Annotated in this window: 15 protein-coding genes; 10 read left to right on the forward strand and 5 right to left on the reverse strand. The window is 60.1% G+C overall.

Annotated features, from left to right (window positions below):
* The first annotated feature begins 30 nt into the window (after nt 1-30).
* On the forward strand, nt 31-1,119 hold the full coding sequence (locus KGP24_RS00130) for a cellulase family glycosylhydrolase (protein WP_223561951.1): 1,089 nt from the start codon (nt 31-33) through the stop codon (nt 1,117-1,119).
* Here the strand turns inward: KGP24_RS00130 and emrD are convergent.
* The 4 genes from emrD to tisB form a co-directional block, all read right to left on the reverse strand.
* Nucleotides 1,022-2,206 (reverse strand): multidrug efflux MFS transporter EmrD, encoded by a 1,185-nt coding sequence (gene emrD / locus KGP24_RS00135; protein ID WP_223561952.1) that lies wholly within the window; start codon nt 2,204-2,206, stop codon nt 1,022-1,024. The genes KGP24_RS00130 and emrD overlap by 98 nt on opposite strands.
* A gap of 175 nt (nt 2,207-2,381) precedes the next feature.
* Nucleotides 2,382-3,215, reverse strand: coding sequence for an EamA family transporter (locus tag KGP24_RS00140; RefSeq protein ID WP_223561953.1), 834 nt, complete (start codon nt 3,213-3,215; stop codon nt 2,382-2,384).
* Between the two features lie 62 nt (nt 3,216-3,277).
* Nucleotides 3,278-3,724: a GNAT family N-acetyltransferase gene (locus tag KGP24_RS00145; RefSeq protein ID WP_223561954.1), complete on the reverse strand. Its 447-nt coding sequence runs from the start codon at nt 3,722-3,724 to the stop codon at nt 3,278-3,280.
* Nucleotides 3,725-3,788: 64 nt separating this feature from the next.
* Nucleotides 3,789-3,878: a type I toxin-antitoxin system toxin TisB gene (tisB, locus tag KGP24_RS00150; RefSeq protein ID WP_223535377.1), complete on the reverse strand. Its 90-nt coding sequence runs from the start codon at nt 3,876-3,878 to the stop codon at nt 3,789-3,791.
* 521 nt (nt 3,879-4,399) lie between these two features.
* Between tisB and ivbL the strand changes: the two genes are divergently transcribed.
* The 9 genes from ivbL to nepI all read left to right on the forward strand — a co-directional run bounded on the left by ivbL (nt 4,400) and on the right by nepI (nt 13,484).
* Complete coding sequence (gene ivbL / locus KGP24_RS00155) at nt 4,400-4,498, forward strand: ilvB operon leader peptide IvbL (protein WP_057979964.1); 99 nt, start codon at nt 4,400-4,402, stop codon at nt 4,496-4,498.
* A gap of 106 nt (nt 4,499-4,604) precedes the next feature.
* Nucleotides 4,605-6,293, forward strand: a complete 1,689-nt coding sequence (ilvB, locus tag KGP24_RS00160) for an acetolactate synthase large subunit (protein WP_223561955.1) — start codon at nt 4,605-4,607, stop codon at nt 6,291-6,293.
* Nucleotides 6,294-6,296: 3 nt separating this feature from the next.
* Nucleotides 6,297-6,584, forward strand: a complete 288-nt coding sequence (gene ilvN / locus KGP24_RS00165) for an acetolactate synthase small subunit (RefSeq protein WP_010426528.1) — start codon at nt 6,297-6,299, stop codon at nt 6,582-6,584.
* Nucleotides 6,585-6,682: 98 nt separating this feature from the next.
* On the forward strand, nt 6,683-7,276 hold the full coding sequence (uhpA, locus tag KGP24_RS00170; RefSeq protein WP_119936437.1) for a transcriptional regulator UhpA: 594 nt from the start codon (nt 6,683-6,685) through the stop codon (nt 7,274-7,276).
* Nucleotides 7,273-8,778: a signal transduction histidine-protein kinase/phosphatase UhpB gene (gene uhpB / locus KGP24_RS00175; protein ID WP_223561956.1), complete on the forward strand. Its 1,506-nt coding sequence runs from the start codon at nt 7,273-7,275 to the stop codon at nt 8,776-8,778. Before uhpA ends, uhpB begins: the two co-directional genes overlap by 4 nt.
* On the forward strand, nt 8,771-10,090 hold the full coding sequence (locus KGP24_RS00180; RefSeq protein ID WP_223561957.1) for an MFS transporter: 1,320 nt from the start codon (nt 8,771-8,773) through the stop codon (nt 10,088-10,090). The genes uhpB and KGP24_RS00180 overlap by 8 nt, the downstream gene beginning before the upstream one ends.
* 140 nt (nt 10,091-10,230) lie before the next feature.
* Nucleotides 10,231-11,628 carry a hexose-6-phosphate:phosphate antiporter gene (uhpT, locus tag KGP24_RS00185; protein WP_069303449.1) on the forward strand — a complete coding sequence of 466 codons (1,398 nt, stop codon included), beginning with the start codon at nt 10,231-10,233 and terminating at the stop codon, nt 11,626-11,628.
* Between the two features lie 110 nt (nt 11,629-11,738).
* Nucleotides 11,739-12,191: a DUF1198 domain-containing protein gene (locus KGP24_RS00190; RefSeq protein WP_223561958.1), complete on the forward strand. Its 453-nt coding sequence runs from the start codon at nt 11,739-11,741 to the stop codon at nt 12,189-12,191.
* A gap of 102 nt (nt 12,192-12,293) precedes the next feature.
* Complete coding sequence (nepI, locus tag KGP24_RS00195) at nt 12,294-13,484, forward strand: purine ribonucleoside efflux pump NepI (protein WP_223561959.1); 1,191 nt, start codon at nt 12,294-12,296, stop codon at nt 13,482-13,484.
* 47 nt (nt 13,485-13,531) lie between these two features.
* On the opposite strand, the gene KGP24_RS00200 is transcribed toward nepI, so the two are convergent.
* Entirely contained in the window at nt 13,532-14,437 is a 906-nt protein-coding gene (locus KGP24_RS00200) for a DMT family transporter (protein ID WP_223561960.1), read from the reverse strand.
* Nucleotides 14,438-14,467 lie beyond the last annotated feature (30 nt).

The following is a 14,467-nucleotide window of genomic DNA, read 5'->3' on the forward strand; positions in this document are numbered from 1 at the left end:
GTAATGCTTTCGATTTATCCAGGGTAAACCGTGTTAAAGCCTTTTATTGCCTCTGCATTACTGATCTCTTCCGGCTGGGCGATTGCCGCTGAGCCGCCGCTGACGGCTGCCCATTATGCGCAGCAGCTTGGCGTCGGGATGGATGTGGACTGGGCGCGAACCGAGCGCGGCATACGCGAATTCGACCCGCTGGTGGTCCGCGATTTTCGTGCAAAAGGCATTACCCACGTGCGCATCCGCGTGGCCGATGAGCCGACGGAAGCGCGGCTGATCCACCTGCGCAAGCTGGTGGAAGCCTGTGAGCAGTATGGCGTGATCCCGATAGTCGCTTATCAGGCTGATGAATATAAAAACGACCCGAAAGCTGATAACGAGAAAGAGACGATCAACTGGTGGATTGCCGTGGCGCACTATTTCGGTCAAAGCTACCCGCTGCTGGGTTTTGACCTCATCTATGAGCCAGCCGACAAGCTCAACCACAACCTGGCATCGTTAAACCGCGTCTATGAAAAAACCATTAAAGCGATCCACGACATCGACCCGCAGCGCATGATCTTCATTGCGCCGCGCCTGCGTGCCGCGCCGGAGGATTTATCCAGCCTGAAGCTGCCCGCGCACAGCCAAAACTACCTGCTGGCAGAGTGGCACATTTTCCCGTGGGGGCCGCTGAAAAATGGCGGTAAATACCCGTGGACGTCCGGCACGGCGGCGGAGAAAGCGGCTATCCATAATCGCATCACTACCGCGCTGCGCTGGCAGCAAAAAACCGGGCACGTTAGCTGGGTCGGGGGCTGGGGCGTGGGGGAGTCAAACCACCTCACGCCAACCGCTTCGCAAATGGCCTTCGCCACCTTTATGGCCTGTGAGCTGCAAAAGGCGAAAATTCCGTATGCGCTTAACGCGGATTTTCAGTTTTACGACGGGGAAGAGGGAGCCTGGCGGCCTGCGCCAGAGCCGTTATTGCAGGCGATGATTACGCCCGTCTGTGAAAAGCCCGGCGAGAAGCCGGGCCATCATGCGGTTAAACCGGCTGCTCGTGATGCGGTACACGCGACGCCAGCGGCAGCCAGCACAGTAAAATCAGCAGCCCCATCAGCGTCATCAGCAGGCCCAAACTAGCCTGCCCGGTCTGCGGCATCATGGCGGAGAGCCAGGCCAGCGCGCCGGAACCGATATTCTGCAAACCGCCTACCAGCGCGCCAGCCGTGCCTGCAAGGAACGGGAACGGCTCCATCGCGCCGCTGGTCGCCAGCGGGAACAGCATCCCCGCGCCGAAGAAGAACAGCGCAGCCGGGATGAGCAGCGTCCAGACCGTCATCACGCCAAACAGCCCCGGGATCCACATCATCAGACCCGCCAGCAGACAGCCGATCACCGACTGCCACATCAGGGTTGAGAAGCGTTTGTTTGGGCGTCCGGCAAACCACGCGCCGAAGAACGCCGCCGGGATCGGCAGAATAAACAGAATACTCACGACCATGCTGCTCAGGCCCAGACCCGCGCCCAGCAGCACGCCGGAACAGGCTTCAAACACCGCAATGCCCGCCAGGCCGCCGATCAGCATCAGCAGGTAGCAGGTAAACGATCCGTTACCGAACAGCGTTTTATAGCTGGCGATGAGCTTCGTGCGCGGCGCGTCCTGCGGGCGTGTTTCCGGCATCCAGCGCGCCATGCTGAAGGTGACAATGATGCACAGCACCAGCAGGAAGGCGTAGCAGGCGCGCCAGGACCACATCGTGTCCAGCAGGCCGCCGATCAGCGGGGCCAGCAGAGGGCTGACCAGAATACCCATATTCAACAAGCTGTTGGCATGACGGAGCTGGGTGCCCTGATACATATCGCGCGGTAAGGTACGCGCCATCACCCCGCCGACGCCGGTTCCAACGCCCTGCAGGGCGCTGGCGGCAATCAGTACGGTCAGGCTGTGGGTGGTTATGGCTATTACCGTCGCCACCATGAAAATGCTCATGCCCACCAGGATCACCGGGCGACGCCCGACGCGATCGGACAGCGGGCCGTAGAAGAGCTGCGAAACCCCATAGGTCAGCAGATAGGCTGCCATCACGCTCTGTACTGCGCCCTCGCGGACGTTTAATTCCTTTGCCATGTCGGCGATCGCTGGAATGTAGATGGTTTGCGCCATCTGACCGACGGCCACCAGTAACACCAGCATCAACAATAAGTTAACGTTCCTTTGTTTTTTCATGTCGCTGAATACTTTTGCCAAAAGAGAAAAATGAAGAATAAGTGACTACGCATTCCCATAAATGCGCGAGGAATCTACCACAGAGAGATGACAATTTAAGCATTGTCGTGGTGAATGAAAAAACCGGGAAAGGCAGGATTTGTAAACAAGAACGGCAACTAATGTTGCCAGTGATTTACGCCAGGCGCAGCAGAATGGCGCCGCCGGCAATACCCAGCGCCGCCGCGATGCGAAGGCCCGGAACCTTCTCTTTTAAAAGGACAAATGCGATCAGTGCCCCAAAGAGTATGGAGGTTTCACGCAGCGCCGCGACCACCGCCAGCGGTGCCTGCGTCATTGCCCACAGCGCCAGACCGTAAGAGCCCATCGTGCCAACGCCACCGAGCAACCCCTTTTTCCAGTGCAGCCGCAGGTAGCCGGATGCCTCGCGCCGACGCGCTATCATCGCCCAGCTCAACAGGCAGAAGCCGTTCATAAAGAAGGTCCACAGCGTGTAGCCCAGCGCGGTGTCCGAAAGACGCACGCCGGTGCCGTCCACCAGCGTATACCCGGCAATAAAGCAGGCGTTCAGCAGCGCCAGCCAGATCCCTTTGTGCGACTGTATGCGGCCATGCATCGCCATCCCAAGAATCGACAGACAGATCACCCCGATACCGGACCAGGCGAGCCAGGAGAGACGATCGCCGAGCGCCAGCACGCCGATCAGCGCCACCAGCAGCGGGGCGGTGCCGCGCATCAGCGGATAGGTCTGGCTCATATCGGAGACCTGGTAGGTCTTCGCTACCAGCACGGTGTACACCACCTGTAAGGCGCAGGAGACGATCAAAAACGGCCAGCTTGCAGCAGATGGCTGTGGGGAAAACGGCAGTAAGACAAGAGCGATCGCCGTGGCGGATCCGCTGACGCTAATCGCGGAATAGAGCTTGTCCGTTCCGGCTTTGACGATGGCATTCCAGCTGGCATGCAGCAGTGCGGCAAACAGCAAAATGCAGAATACGGTGATGGTCATGGCGTATCGGGTGATGAATTGTCACTCAACTGTAACATTCACACCCTGATGCTGCCAGCCGGTTACACCGCGCAAAAAAGGCGGTGCGTTACCCGCAGTTCGTCCGAGACCAGCGTAAAACCCGCTTGATGATAAAATCCGTACGCGCTGTCAGGCGCATGGGTATTCAGGAAATCAAACCAGATGCTGGCATCGGCCATCACCACGGTCAAAAGCTGTTTGCCAATGCCCTGCCCGCGACACTTCTCGCTGACGTAGAGATGGCGAATACGTCCGGCGCGCGGCTGCTGGCTGAACGGATCGCGGTTGAGGCCGCATACGCCGACCAGCTTGCCGTTGAGAAACGCACCCAGCAGCTTTTCACCCGGCGCGTTAAAGCGGTTCTCACCGCGCTGCCAGTTCTCTTCCAGCCTGCGAAGCATGTTGAAATTCAGTGCGATACTTTCAGCCTTCAGGGCGATATACCCCGGCTCATCCGGTGTGACAGGCTCAATTAACAGACGCGACATAGCATTCCCTCGTTATTAAAGAGGGGCGGCTGCCCGCCCCTCTCAGGTGCGACTTGAACCTGAATTACCAAAGGAATTTCAGGACAGCATCAAGCAGTTGCAGTACTGCAACAATGAGTTTGAGGATAAGTATCACCATATCCACTACGCTCATACGCGTCTCCTTTTGGTTAAAAGGAGCACGATGCTGGCGTACCTTTCCGCCGCCTGTTGCCAGCACCTGGATTGACGTAACACAGTGTGCTCACTTCAGGGGTTAAGGCACTGACGGCACCACCCGTTTCAGCCAGGACTTCGTTGCGCCGGTAGAACTGCGGCCCCCTCGCTCACTGCGAACACCCTCAGTATAGATAAATACTGTATGCATGAACAGTATTTCATGGACAAAATTTGGAAGGCGATCCATACTCAAAAACGTCAAAATCCGTGCCGGAATTGCGCGTTCGTCTTCGATCGCGTATACTTTTTGCGTTGACGTAACACAGTGTGTTCTGCGGCAACCAACCGCAAAACCCTGATAAAAACCTCGCTTAGGCGGGGTTTTTTGTTTTCATCACCCAACAAACGAAACGTGATCCCTGACGCATTTTTGCGCAGATGAAAATATTTCCATTGTCACGCCCGGAAACCTGTGTTTGTATAAATTCAATCAATGATTTTAAACACAGGTCCCCAATGACTTCATCCATCTTCACTTCGACCCTACTAAAAACTGCGCAACCAGCCGCAGTGGTCGTCGTGCGTGTGGTGGTGGTCGTCGGCAATGCGCCGTAGGGACTGGATCAACACACGAATCCAAAACCCCGCCGGCGCAAACCGGGCGGGGTTTTTCGTTTAGGACCCTCCCCGGAACGTCGGCCCAGAAGAAAAGGACTGGAGCATGGCAAGTTCGGGCACAACATCTACCATGACGCGTTTTACTGGCGCGCAGCTGATCGTTCATCTGCTGGAACGGCAGGGCATCACCACGGTTGCAGGTATCCCAGGCGGCACGGTGCTGCCGCTGTACGATGCGTTAAGCCAAAGCACGCAGATCCGCCACGTGCTGGCGCGCCACGAGCAGGGGGCAGGCTTTATTGCGCAGGGCATGGCACGCACGCAGGGCAAACCGGCGGTCTGTATGGCCTGCAGCGGCCCGGGCGCAACCAACCTGGTGACCGCCATCGCCGACGCGCGCCTCGACTCGATTCCGCTGATCTGCATTACCGGTCAGGTACCGTCCTCGATGATCGGCACCGATGCGTTCCAGGAAGTGGACACCTACGGCATCTCTATCCCCATCACCAAACATAACTATTTAGTTCGCGATATCAGCGAGCTTCCTCAGGTTATCAGCGATGCGTTCCGCATTGCCCAGTCCGGCCGTCCAGGCCCGGTGTGGATAGACATTCCTAAGGATGTCCAGACCGCAGAGATCGAGATCGACGTTCTGCCGGAGCCGGGCGAGCGCGCCCCCGCGCCAGAATTCAGCGCTGAGAGCGTGCGCGACGCCGCCGCCATGATTAATGCCGCCAAACGCCCGGTGCTCTATCTGGGTGGCGGAGCAATTAACGCTGCGGATGAAATCCGCCAGTTTGCAGAAAAAGCCAACCTGCCCACCACTATGACCCTGATGGCGCTGGGTATGCTGCCTAAAGCGCACCCTCTCTCTCTCGGTATGTTGGGCATGCACGGCGCACGCAGCACCAACTACATCCTGCAAGAGGCGGATTTGCTGATTGTTATGGGCGCGCGTTTTGATGACCGGGCGATTGGCAAAACCGAGCAGTTCTGCCCGAATGCCAAAATCATTCACGTGGATATCGACCGCGCCGAGCTGGGTAAAATCAAGCAGCCGCACGTGGCGATTCAGGGCGACGTGGCCGAGGTGCTGGCGCAGCTGATCCCGCAAACTGACGCAACCGAGCGCGCCGACTGGCGTCAGCTGGTGGCCGATCTGCAGCGCGAGTTCCCGGGCGCCATCCCAACCGAAGGCGACCCGCTGAGCCACTACGGGCTGATTAACGCCGTTGCCGCCTGCGTGGACGACAGCGCGATTATCACCACCGACGTCGGCCAGCATCAGATGTGGACAGCGCAGGCCTACCCGCTGAACCGCCCGCGCCAGTGGCTGACCTCAGGCGGCCTCGGTACCATGGGCTTCGGCCTGCCTGCAGCCGTTGGGGCGGCGCTGGCGAATCCGGACCGCAAGGTTATCTGCTTCTCCGGCGACGGCAGCCTGATGATGAACATTCAGGAGATGGCGACCGCGGCCGAAAACCAGTTAGACGTGAAAATCATCCTGATGAACAACGAGGCGCTGGGGCTGGTGCACCAGCAGCAGAGCCTGTTCTACAAGCAGGGGGTATTTGCGGCAACCTATCCGGGGATGATTAACTTTATGCAGATTGCCGCCGGCTTTGGCCTGCACACCTGCGATCTGAACGCGGAAGAGGATGCCCACGCGGCGCTGCAGGCGGCGATTTCTCGCCCCGGCCCGGCGCTGATCCACGTCCGTATCGACCCTGAACAAAAAGTGTATCCGATGGTGCCGCCGGGTGCGGCAAATACTGAGATGGTGGGAGAATAAGCCATGCAGAAACAACATGATAACGTCATTCTGGAACTCACCGTCCGCAACCACCCTGGCGTCATGACCCACGTCTGCGGGCTTTTTGCCCGCCGGGCGTTTAACGTGGAAGGCATTCTCTGTCTGCCGATTCAGGGCAGCGAGCACAGCCGCATCTGGCTACTGGTTAATGATGACCAGCGTCTGGAGCAGATGATGGCGCAGATCGACAAGCTGGAAGATGTCACCAAAGTGGCGCGCAACCAGTCCGATCCCACCATGTTTAACAAAATTGCGGTGTTCTTCGAATAAATCGCTTAAGGTAAGCGCCCTGGTCGGCCTGCAGGCGTCGTGCTTGTAGGCCGGATAAGCGCAGCGCCATCCGGCGCTTTCAGACCGCAGGAACAAACATGACCACCATCGCTCTCATTGACGACCACCTTATCGTCCGCTCCGGCTTTGCCCAGCTTCTCAACCTCGAACCGGATTTTCAGGTCGTGGCCGAGTTTGGCTCCGGTCGCGAGGCGCTGGCGGGCCTGCCGGGGCGCGGGGTGCAGGTCTGTATCTGCGATATCTCAATGCCGGATCTCTCCGGGCTGGAGCTGCTAAGCCAGCTGCCGAAAGGGATGTCGACGATCATGCTGTCGGTCCACGACAGCCCGGCGCTGGTCGAGCAGGCGCTCAACGCGGGCGCGCGCGGCTTCCTCTCTAAACGCTGTAGCCCCGACGAGCTGATCGCCGCCGTGCGCACCGTCTCCACCGGCGGCTGCTATCTGACGCCGGATATCGCCATCAAGCTGGCGGCCGGAAGGCAGGACCCGCTCACCAGACGCGAGCGTCAGGTTGCGGAAAAACTCGCGCAGGGGATGTCGGTAAAAGAGATTGCCGCCGAGCTGGATCTGTCCCCGAAAACCGTACACGTTCATCGCGCCAACCTGATGGAAAAACTTAACGTCAGCAACGACGTCGAGCTGGCGCGCCGCATGTTCGACAGCTGGCAATGAGTTCCGCTTTTTCACGGCTGATCGCCGTCGTCGCCAGCTTTTTTATCTTCTCCGCCGCCTGGTTTTGCCTGTGGAGCATCAGCCTGCATCTGGTTGAACGCCCCGAGCTGGCGGTGCTGCTGTTCCCCTTCGGCCTGCGTCTGGGGTTAATGCTCCAGTGCCCGCGAGGCTACTGGCCGGTTTTGCTCGGTGCCGAGTGGCTGATGCTGGTCTGGCTGGCGCAGGAAGTTGCCCTCGCGCATCTGCCCTTATTGATGACCGGAAGCCTGCTGACGCTTCTCCCGGTTGCCCTCATTTCGCGCTACCGCCACCAGCGCGACTGGCGCACGCTGCTGCGGCAGGGGGCGGTGCTGATTGCCGCAGCGTTGTTACAATCCCTGCCGTGGATTGGCGAGAAGGAGATGCTCAACGCCCTGCTGCTGACCCTCACCGGTGGCCTGACGCTGGCGCCAACCTGCCTCGTTTTCTGGCACTACCTCACCAGCACCGTCTGGCAGCCGCTCGGTCCGGGGCTGGTTTCCCAGCCGGTGAACTGGCGCGCCCGGCACCTCATCTGGTATCTGCTGCTGTTCGTGGTGAGCCTGTGGCTGCAGCTTGGCCTGCCCGCCGAGCTTTCACGCTTCACGCCGTTCTGTCTGGCGCTGCCGATTATCGCCCTGGCCTGGCACTACGGCTGGCAGGGGGCGCTGATCGCCACGCTGATGAACGCCATCGCGCTGATCGCCAGCCAGACCTGGCACGACCATCCTGTGGATTTACTGCTTTCCCTGCTGGCCCAGAGCCTGACCGGGCTGCTGCTCGGTGCGGGCATCCAGCGCCTGCGCGAGCTGAACCAGTCCCTGCAAACCGAGCTGGCGCGCAACCGCCGTCTGGCTGAGCGTCTGCTGGAGACGGAAGAGAGCGTGCGGCAGGAGGTCGCTCGCGAGCTGCACGACGATATCGGCCAGACCATCACCGCTATCCGCACCCAGGCGGGCATTGTCCAGCGCCTGGCGGCAGAAAACGCAGGCGTAAAGCAGGGCGGGGCGCATATCGAACAGCTTTCGCTGGGCGTCTATGATTCCGTTCGACGCCTGTTAGGACGGCTGCGCCCGCGCCAGCTTGACGACCTGTCGCTGGAGCAGGCGGTGCGTTCCCTGATGCGCGAGATGGAGCTGGAAAGCCGCGGAATAGTCAGCCATCTCGACTGGCGCATCAATGAAGCCACCCTGAGCGAAGGCCAGCGCGTGACCCTTTTCCGCGTCTGTCAGGAAGGGCTGAATAATATCGTCAAGCACGCCAGCGCCAGCGCGGTCACGATTCAGGGCTGGCAGCAGGACGACAGCCTGAAGCTGGTAATTGAAGATGACGGCTGCGGCCTTCCTCCGGGATCCGGCCAGCAGGGCTTTGGCCTGGCGGGCATGCGCGAGCGCGTGAAGGCGCTCGGCGGCACGCTGAACCTCTCCTGTACCCACGGAACGCGCGTCAGCGTCAGCCTGCCGCTACGGAGTTACCATGTTTAAAACCCCTGCCAGCGCCGCGCCGATTGGCGATAAAGCGGAAATCGACGCCCGCTACCGCTACTGGCGTCGCCACATCCTCATCGCTATCTGGCTTGGCTACGCGCTGTTCTACTTTACCCGCAAAAGCTTTAACGCCGCCGCGCCGGAAATCCTCGCCAGCGGCGTGATGACGCGCACCGATATCGGCCTGCTGGCGACGCTGTTTTACATCACCTACGGCCTGTCGAAGTTCTTCTCCGGCATCGTCAGCGACCGCTCCAACGCGCGCTATTTTATGGGCGCAGGGCTTATCGCCACCGGGGTGGTGAACATCCTGTTTGGTTTCTCCACCTCGCTTTGGGCCTTCGCCCTGCTGTGGGCGCTGAACGCCTTTTTCCAGGGCTGGGGCGCACCGGTCTGCGCCCGACTGCTCACCGCCTGGTACTCGCGCAACGAGCGCGGCGGCTGGTGGGCAATCTGGAACACCGCGCATAACGTCGGCGGGGCGCTGATTCCGATGGTGGTGGGGGCGGCAGCGCTGCACTACGGCTGGCGCGCGGGGATGATGATTGCCGGTGGCATGGCGATTGTCGCCGGGCTGTTCCTCTGCTGGCGCCTGCGCGACAGGCCGCAAACCGTCGGCCTGCCTGCGGTGGGCGACTGGCGGCACGACGAGATGGAGATCGCCCAGCAGCAGGAGGGGGCGGGGCTGACCCGCAGGGAGATCCTCACCAAATACGTGCTGAAAAACCCGTACATCTGGCTGCTGTCGCTCTGTTACGTGCTGGTCTACGTGGTGCGCGCGGCGATCAACGACTGGGGCAATCTGTACATGTCCGAGACGCTCGGCGTGGACCTGGTGACCGCTAATTCGGCGGTGACGATGTTTGAGCTGGGCGGGTTTATCGGCGCGCTGGTGGCGGGCTGGGGCTCGGACAAGCTGTTCAACGGCAACCGTGGTCCGATGAACCTGATTTTCGCCGCCGGGATTTTGCTCTCCGTCGGCTCGCTGTGGCTGATGCCGTTCGCCAGCTACGTGATGCAGGCGGCGTGCTTCTTCACCACCGGCTTCTTCGTGTTTGGCCCGCAGATGCTGATCGGCATGGCGGCGGCGGAGTGTTCCCACAAAGAGGCGGCAGGCGCGGCGACGGGCTTTGTCGGGCTGTTTGCCTATCTCGGCGCATCGCTCTCCGGCTGGCCGCTGGCGCGGGTGATCGACGTCTGGCACTGGAGCGGGTTCTTCGCGGTGATCGCCATCGCGGCGGGGATCTCCGCTCTGCTGCTGCTGCCCTTCCTGCACGCGCAGGCCCCGCGCGAGGCGAGCGAAGCGTGATGCGCCTCACCTTTTCGCCCCTAATGGCGCAAAACTAAGAAATTTTCCCGGTTTTACCTGGACGCTGTCTCAGGCATCTCTCCCGGCTGATTTTTACAATGCCTGCCATTCGCAGGTAAAAATCAGCTCAGGAGCAAACCATGCTGGCCTTCCTCAACCAGGTGCGCAAGCCGACCCTGGATCTGCCGCTCGACGTGCGGCGCAAGATGTGGTTCAAACCGTTCATGCAGTCCTACCTGGTGGTCTTTATCGGCTACCTGACCATGTACCTGATCCGCAAAAACTTTAACATTGCGCAGAACGACATGATCTCGACCTACGGGCTGAGCATGACGCAGCTGGGGATGATTGGCCTGGGCTTCTCCATCACCTACGGCGTGGGTAAAACCGTCGTTTCCTACTACGCGGACGGCAAAAACACCAAGCAGTTCCTGCCGTTTATGCTGATCCTCTCCGCCATCTGTATGCTCGGCTTCAGCGCCAGCATGGGCGCGGGCTCCGTCAGCCTGTTCATGATGATCGCCTTCTACGCCCTGAGCGGTTTCTTCCAGAGTACCGGCGGATCGTGCAGCTACTCCACCATCACCAAATGGACCCCGCGCCGCAAGCGTGGTTCCTACCTCGGCATGTGGAACATCTCCCACAACCTCGGCGGGGCGGGTGCGGCAGGCGTGGCGCTGTTTGGCGCAAATTACCTGTTCGACGGCCACGTGATCGGCATGTTTATCTTCCCGTCGATTATCGCCCTGATTGTCGGCTTTATCGGCCTGCGCTACGGCAGCGACTCCCCGGAATCTTACGGCCTCGGCAAAGCCGAAGAGCTGTTCGGCGAGGAGATCAGCGAAGAGGACAAAGAGACCGAAGAAAACGAGATGTCCAAATGGCAGATCTTTGTTGAGTACGTGCTGAAAAACAAGGTGATCTGGCTGCTGTGCTTCTCAAACATCTTCCTGTACGTGGTGCGTATCGGCATCGACCAGTGGTCGACCGTGTATGCCTTCCAGGAGCTGAAGCTCTCTAAAGAAGTGGCGATTCAGGGCTTCACCCTGTTCGAAGTGGGCGCGCTGGTCGGCACGCTGCTGTGGGGCTGGCTCTCCGACCTCGCCAACGGCCGTCGTGCGCTGGTGGCCTGCGTCGCGCTGGCGCTGATTATCGCCACGCTCGGCGTCTACCAGCACGCCAGCAACCAGTACGTTTACCTGGCGTCCCTGTTCGCGCTCGGCTTCCTGGTATTTGGCCCGCAGCTGCTGATCGGCGTGGCGGCAGTGGGCTTCGTCCCGAAAAAAGCGATCGGCGCCGCCGATGGGATTAAAGGCACCTTCGCCTACCTGATCGGCGACAGCTTCGCCAAACTGGGTCTGGGGATGATCGCCGACGGTACGCCGATTTTTGGCCTCACCGGCTGGGCGGGCACCTTCGCGGCGCTGGATGCAGCAGCGATCGGCTGTATCGTCCTGATGGCGATGGTAGCGGTGCTGGAAGAACGTAAAATTCGCCGGGAAAATCGCGCGCAGAAGCAGAAATTGAAAGCGGCCTGAGTGTGCAGGTAACTTCTTTGCCCGGTGTGTGATGCCGGGCTTTTTTATGCCGGTCGCTGTCGACGCCATGCGTTTCCCGCTATGATGAGCGGCTATTCTAAGGAGAACGCATGGTCTGGATAATGCTGGCAACGCTTGCCGTGGTGTTTGTGGTGGGATTTCGCGTCCTGACCTCAGATTCCCGCCGCGCCATCAAACGCTTGAGCGAACGGCTGGGTATTACCCCAATGCCGGTCGAGTCGATGATCGACCAGTTCGGTAAAACGCCCGGCAATGAGTTTATCCGTTATCTTGAACGTCCCGACGAGGCGCATCTGCAAAACGCCTCGCAGGTGCTGCTTATCTGGCAGGTCTGCATCGTTGACGGTAGCGAGGAGAACCTGCACGCCTGGCACCGCATGCTGCGTAAAGCCCGCCTGGCGGCACCCATTACCGATGCGCAAATTCGTCTGGCGCTTGGCTTCATGCGCGAGATGGAGCCCGATCCGCAGGAGCTGAATGCCTTCCAGCTGCGCTATAACCAGCTCTTCCTGCCGGAAGAAGGCGTGTTTTACCTGCACTAATCCCCGGTAAAAACGGCAAAAGTTGTCAAATCGTTAAATCCGTCACACTTTTGATGATAAACTGCGCGACTTTTCCGCACGTTTTTATCTTCAGGTGACGCCATGACAGAACATATCCAGCCCACGACCAGACCGCAGACCAAAGAGGTTTCACGCCCCAACTGGTCGGGGGTTTTCGCCGTGGCGTTCTGCGTCGCCTGCCTGATTACCGTTGAGTTTCTGCCGGTGAGCCTCCTGACGCCGATGGCGCAGGATCTGGGCATTTCCGAGGGCGTGGCGGGGCAGTCCGTCACCGTCACCGCCTTCGTGGCGATGTTCGCCAGCCTGTTCATCACCCAGGTGATTGGCACTATCGACCGCCGTAAAGTGGTCATTCTGTTCAGCGTGCTGCTGACGCTCTCCTGCCTGCTGGTCTCCTTCGCGGAAAGCTTCACCCTGCTGCTGCTCGGGCGCGCCTGTCTGGGGCTGGGGCTCGGCGGCTTCTGGGCGATGTCGGCCTCGCTGACCATGCGCCTGGTGCCCGCGCGCACTGTGCCAAAAGCGCTTTCCGTTATCTTCGGTGCGGTCTCTATCGCGCTGGTGATTGCCGCGCCGCTCGGCAGCTTCCTCGGTGGGATTATCGGCTGGCGTAACGTCTTCAACGCTGCGGCGGTGATGGGCCTGCTCTGCATCATTTGGGTGTGGAAGGCGCTGCCGTCGCTACCGGGCGAAGCGGCGCACCACAAACAGAACATGTTCGCGCTGCTGAAGCGCCCCGGCGTGCTGGCGGGGATGACCGCTATCTTCATGGCCTTTGCCGGGCAGTTTGCCTTCTTTACCTACATCCGCCCGGTGTTCATGACCATGGCGGGCTTTGACGTGGACGGCCTGACGCTGGTGCTGCTGAGCTTCGGTATCGCCAGCTTTGTCGGCACGTCGCTGTCGTCGCAGTTCCTGAAACGCTCCCTGAAGGTCGCGCTGGCGGGCGCGCCGCTGGTGCTGGCGGCGAGCGCGGCGGTGCTGGTGCTGTGGGGCAGCGATAAGTGGGTTGCATCGGCGATTGCGATTATCTGGGGCTTTGCCTTTGCGCTGGTGCCGGTGGGCTGGTCGACGTGGATCACCCGCTCGCTTGCCGATCAGGCGGAAAAAGCCGGGTCGATTCAGGTGGCGGTGATCCAGCTGGCGAACACCTGCGGCGCGGCCATCGGCGGCGTGGCGCTCGACCATCTGGGGCTGACGTCACCGCTGGTGATTTCCGGTACGCTGATGCTGCTGACGGCGCTGCTGGTGGCAGGGAAGGTTAAGGCGAAGTAGTGTTTTCTCCCTCTCCCGTGGGAGAGGGCTGGGGTGAGGGCATCAGGCTACGCCGATGCCTTAACCCTTCTACGCGAATCCATCGAAATCAGCACCACCGATGACACAATCAGCATCGTTCCCAGCCAGTCCGGCAGGGTGAACGCCACGCCAAGCAAAATCACCGACAGTAACGCGCTGCTCAGCGGCTCGGCACAGCTCAGAATGCTCGCCTTCGGTCCGCCGATCATCTGTGCGCCTTTCAGGTACAGGCTGAAGGTCAGGGCGGTGCCAATCACCACCAGATAGAAAAACGCCAGCAGCAGGCTGCCGTCAATCACGAACGTAGTCCCGCGCCCGGCGTAGAACGGCGTTAACATCAATCCCGCAATCAACATACTCCAGCCGACAATCGGCAGCGTGCCGTAGCGGGCGATCAGCGTTGACGGATAGGTGGTGTAAAACGCGGCGGCAAACGCCGAGGCGATGCCGAAGAACAGCGCGGCAGGTGAAATGGAGAGCGAGGTTGGGTCGCCGTGGGTCACCAGCAGGAAGGTTCCGACAAGCGACGTCATGATGGCCGACAGCACAAACACGCCGGGACGCTTTTTCCGCGCCAGGGCAAACCAGGCAACGATAATGGTCGGTGAGAGGAACTGCAGCACGGTTGCGGTGGCGGCGTTGGATTTTTCAATCGTCAGCAGGAAGGTGAGCTGCACGGTGAGCGCGCCGACCAGCGAGAAAATCAGCAGGCTGAGGGCGTCTTTGCGATGTTTGATCACCGAGAAAATCTTGTCGCCGTGAACGAAGGAGAGCGTCAGCAGGATCACGCCGGTAAAAAGCAGGCGAACCATGGTCAGGTAAGGCGAAGAAATGTGGCTTTTCTCCATGATGTACTGCGCGCAAACGCCGGAACTGCCCCATAAAACGGCGGCGATCAGGACGTTCAGCATCCCTTTACGTGTGGAACCCATGTTCTCCCCTGCTATGTTGTCGTTAAGTCG

It is taken from the genome of Enterobacter sp. JBIWA008 (assembly GCF_019968765.1).
Taxonomy (GTDB): domain Bacteria; phylum Pseudomonadota; class Gammaproteobacteria; order Enterobacterales; family Enterobacteriaceae; genus Enterobacter.